At 65.5% G+C, this 3,619-nt stretch carries 6 protein-coding genes; all 6 read left to right on the top strand.

The window, feature by feature from the left end; all coding sequences use genetic code 11:
* The first annotated feature begins 178 nt into the window (after positions 1-178).
* The 6 genes from PKD89_RS19710 to PKD89_RS19685 all read left to right on the top strand — a co-directional run bounded on the left by PKD89_RS19710 (position 179) and on the right by PKD89_RS19685 (position 3,498).
* The gene (locus tag PKD89_RS19710; protein ID WP_324332908.1) at positions 179-805 is read left to right on the top strand and encodes a dihydrofolate reductase family protein; all 627 of its coding nucleotides are present in this window, start codon (positions 179-181) and stop codon (positions 803-805) included.
* 81 nt (positions 806-886) lie between these two features.
* On the top strand, positions 887-1,177 hold the full coding sequence (locus tag PKD89_RS19705; RefSeq protein ID WP_324332907.1) for a nucleotidyltransferase family protein: 291 nt from the start codon (positions 887-889) through the stop codon (positions 1,175-1,177).
* Positions 1,174-1,497: a HepT-like ribonuclease domain-containing protein gene (locus PKD89_RS19700; protein ID WP_324332906.1), complete on the top strand. Its 324-nt coding sequence runs from the start codon at positions 1,174-1,176 to the stop codon at positions 1,495-1,497. Before PKD89_RS19705 ends, PKD89_RS19700 begins: the two co-directional genes overlap by 4 nt.
* A 193-nt stretch (positions 1,498-1,690) precedes the next feature.
* Positions 1,691-2,437, top strand: a complete 747-nt coding sequence (locus PKD89_RS19695; RefSeq protein WP_324332905.1) for a hypothetical protein — start codon at positions 1,691-1,693, stop codon at positions 2,435-2,437.
* Between the two features lie 398 nt (positions 2,438-2,835).
* Entirely contained in the window at positions 2,836-3,081 is a 246-nt protein-coding gene (locus tag PKD89_RS19690) for a hypothetical protein (RefSeq protein WP_324332904.1), read from the top strand.
* Positions 3,082-3,084: 3 nt separating this feature from the next.
* On the top strand, positions 3,085-3,498 hold the full coding sequence (locus PKD89_RS19685; RefSeq protein ID WP_324332903.1) for a type II toxin-antitoxin system VapC family toxin: 414 nt from the start codon (positions 3,085-3,087) through the stop codon (positions 3,496-3,498).
* Positions 3,499-3,619: the final 121 nt, after the last annotated feature.

The following is a 3,619-nucleotide window of genomic DNA, read 5'->3' as shown; positions in this document are numbered from 1 at the left end:
TGCTTTGATGACCCGAGCCCAGACCCGGCTGGATCACCCGTGTAACAACACATGGAGGGCACGGAGGGTGGCATTCGCGATCGTCGCCGTCCGGCATCTGGAGGCGGCAAACCCATTGACGTGGCTGCGACGATTAGCAGCGCACATGGTGATGGCCGTACCTCTACGTTTGCATGTCATGGAGCTCACCGTTCAGACGTTCCTGACCCTCGACGGCGTGATGCAAGCTCCCGGGGGTCCAGAGGAGGACCCCAGCGATGCTTTCGCCCATGGAGGCTGGCAGGCCCCGTTCCCCGACCCAGCGATTGGCGAGTTCGTCACCGAGCTGAACAGACACGCCAGCGCCTTCGTGTTTGGTCGCCGAACGTTCGACATCTTCCGCGGCTACTGGCCTGACCAGACCGACCCGGCCAATCCAATCGCCACAGCGATCAACTCGCTACCCAAGTACGTCGTGTCCAACTCGCTCAGCGAGGCCGAGGTCACGTGGCGCGGCGAGCACCCTGACACCGCTTGCCTCGTCGCCGGCGATGTCATCGCTGCGGTGCAGGCGCTGAAGGACCAACCCGGCGATGAGCTTCAGATCTGGGGAAGCGGCCAACTGCTCCAGACGCTCTTGCGACACGAGCTCGTTGACCGCTTCCGTCTGATGACCTTTCCGCTGGTGCTCGGCTCCGGTCGTCGCCTGTTCAACGCCGGCATCACGCCAACAACGTTGCGTCCCGTCGACCTTGTCGTGACGGATCTCGGGGCCATCCTCGCGACCTACGAACCAGCCGGCCCAGTTCTCGTCGGCGAGATGTGACCCGCTCCCGACCCATCCCTGATCGCCGGCTTGGTGGCATGTGCGCCGAAGGTGCACATGGGTCGGCGGTAGCCTTCCGCCATGGGTCAGCGTCGGGATCTCGTCGAGGCGAAGCGGGACGAGATCTGTGCCATCGTGCACCGCCACCGCGGGCGCTCCGTATCGGTCTTCGGGTCGGTCGCCCGAGGGGACGAGTCTCCCGCCAGTGACATCGACTTCCTGGTGGAGTTCGAACCAGGCAGTTCGCTCTTCGACCTGTTGCACATCAGCGAGGAGCTCGAGGCCCTACTCGGTGTTCCAGTTGACGTGGTGTCCGCTGGTGGCCTCAAGGAGCGGGACGACCACATCCGTCGCGAGGCCGTCCTTCTTTGAGTCGGACCGACGACGAGCGGATCGCCGACATCCTCGAGGCCGCCGGCGAACTGGCGGCCGTGGTCGACGTCGGGCGCGATGAGTTCTCGGTCAGCGTGCTCCACGTGAGGGCGGCCGAGAGGCTGCTCGAGATCATCGGCGAGGCCAGCAACTCGCTATCTGACAGCTTCAAGGCGGCGCACAGCGAGGTTGCCTGGCGTGACATCGGCGCACTGCGGATCCTGCTCGCCCACCATTACCACCGCATCGACCTCGACCAGGTCTGGGAGATTGCGGCCGTGTCGGTGCCCGAGTTGGTCCGCCACCTTCCAACTGGCTGAGCCGAGAAGACTGTGGCTGCTTCACCAGCGGCAGTCCCCTTCGTCTGCTCACCCGGTCGAGGGTCCCGGACCTCCTCGGACTGCTCCCTCAACCACTCCCTTGTTCGATGCATGGCGAGCGACGTCACCGACAGCGACCGGACACGTTGACCGGCCAACGCAGTGGCGATCTCTCTCTCGTAACGTCCACGGGATGAGGAACGACACGGCGAGGGCACGACTGGCGGGCGCAGCGATCGGGGTCGGCACGCTCGTGTCCGTGACGCTGGGGTCCTTCGGCCCCGCTGCCGATGCCGTCACCGAGCCGCCTCCACCGACCATCACCGTCACCCCGAACCCAGTGGCTCAGGGATCGGAGGTGTTGATCACCGTCGGGAACTGCGCAACCGAACCGCGGCTGCACGGGAGGGGCATCAATACGGGGATGCCGGCGCTCTACGAGATCGAGGCGACCCCGAACGGCGACTTGTGGACGGCCACCTTCACCCCTGATCGGACCCACGACCTCTGGATCGTCGCAGAGTGCGAAGGAGCCCCCTTGGCCACGATCCTGCTCGACGTCGACGCGCCGACACTCTCGTTCACGCGAAGTGGCGGGCTCTTCTGGCGACCCAACGACGAGCCCGGTCGGGTGTACGGCACCGACTGCCCGCCCGGAACCGTGGCCACGGTCGTGATCGATCGACTCAACGGGGAGAGCGCGTTCGACGTTGGGCTCGACGAGCTCGGTGACTGGCAACTCGAGTTCGCGCCGCTGGCGCCGGGTGAGACGATCCACGTGAACGCGTCCTGCGGTGATGTCACCTACGAGCCGATCTCGGCCACCAGGGAAACCACCACCTCGACCACGCCGCCGTCGCCGACCACCTCGCCGAACGACGACTCCTCGACCGCTCCGCCCGCAACCCCGAGGCCGTCATCGCCGAACTACACCGGCTGACCTCCTCGGTGGACTCCGCCCGTCGGCGTCCGGTCAACCGACCTCAACGCCACGCTCTGCACCTGAGCACAGCCGAGCCAACCGCACGCTGTGAACGCAACCGCGATCGGATCGGCGCACTCGACGCGCCCAGGCACAACAGCTCAGCAAGGGAGTTCCGCGCCACGGGAGGGATGCACGCTCACAGATAGGCCCCACAGATGGTGTGCACGTTCCAAGGCGCACCTCGGGGAGCGCAAAGAAGGCTCCTGGCCGCATGTCGAGCACCTCGATGGCGAAGCCCTCGAGGAACGAGCCGTCACTTTCCAGGACTGCCAGTCACTCGCCACGGTCGGTGACCTCGATGTCGTTGAGCAACGTTCGGGGGTCACGTACGACGCCGGGGATAGCATCGACCCATGTCAGGCGAAGCGACGCTCGAGGTGCTGGTCACCGAGCACGGCTTGGTGGTCCCAGCTGATGAGCTGGACAAGATCGGGGCCCACCCCGGCGACCGGGTGGTCGTGGTCGCGCGATCAAGCGTTCGGCCGCGGCGGATGCTGGGGGTGGCCCAGTCACCGTCGGGTGCCGCGTTCAGCGATGAGGATCTACGTCAGCTTCGCGGCGAGATGGGTTCGGATATCGGCGACGACCTGGCCATCTGACCGTTGCCGCTCCGCCTTCTCGCCGATACCCAGATCCTCATTTGGTACGTGACCGGACCAGGCCGACTCACCAGCAGGGCTATCGAAGCGCTCAACGCCGAGACCGACGCAGGTGTGAAGATCGGCGTGAGCAGCTTCGCCATGGTAGAGATCGCCTACGCGGTCGAGAAACCACGGAATCCGTTGACCAGTGAGGACGCCGACGCCATCCTCGCGGTCCTCCGAGAGGACGCCTCGCCTTTCGAGGTCGTACCGGTGGACCTGGCCGTGAGCGAACGTGTTCATTCCGTGCCACGCGATGACAATGCCGACCCGGGTGACCGGATCCTCGTGGCTACCGCCGAGGTGCACGACCTCAGCATCGTGACGTCGGACGGCAAGGTCCCGTCGATGACCGCGAACTCGGTGATCTGGTAGCGACGAAACCAGGTTGCTACCTGGGTTGCTACTTCAACCGGCGCCTCAGTTCTCCCCAGCTCCACAACAACACAACAACAACAACAACACCGACACCGACCGATCCGGCGGGTGCTGGAGG

The sequence above is a fragment of the Candidatus Neomicrothrix sp. genome (genome assembly GCF_035329545.1).
Lineage (GTDB): Bacteria > Actinomycetota > Acidimicrobiia > Acidimicrobiales > Microtrichaceae > Microthrix > Microthrix subdominans.
Note: the sequence above shows the minus strand (reverse complement) of the source record. Positions and strands in the feature narration are given on the sequence as shown.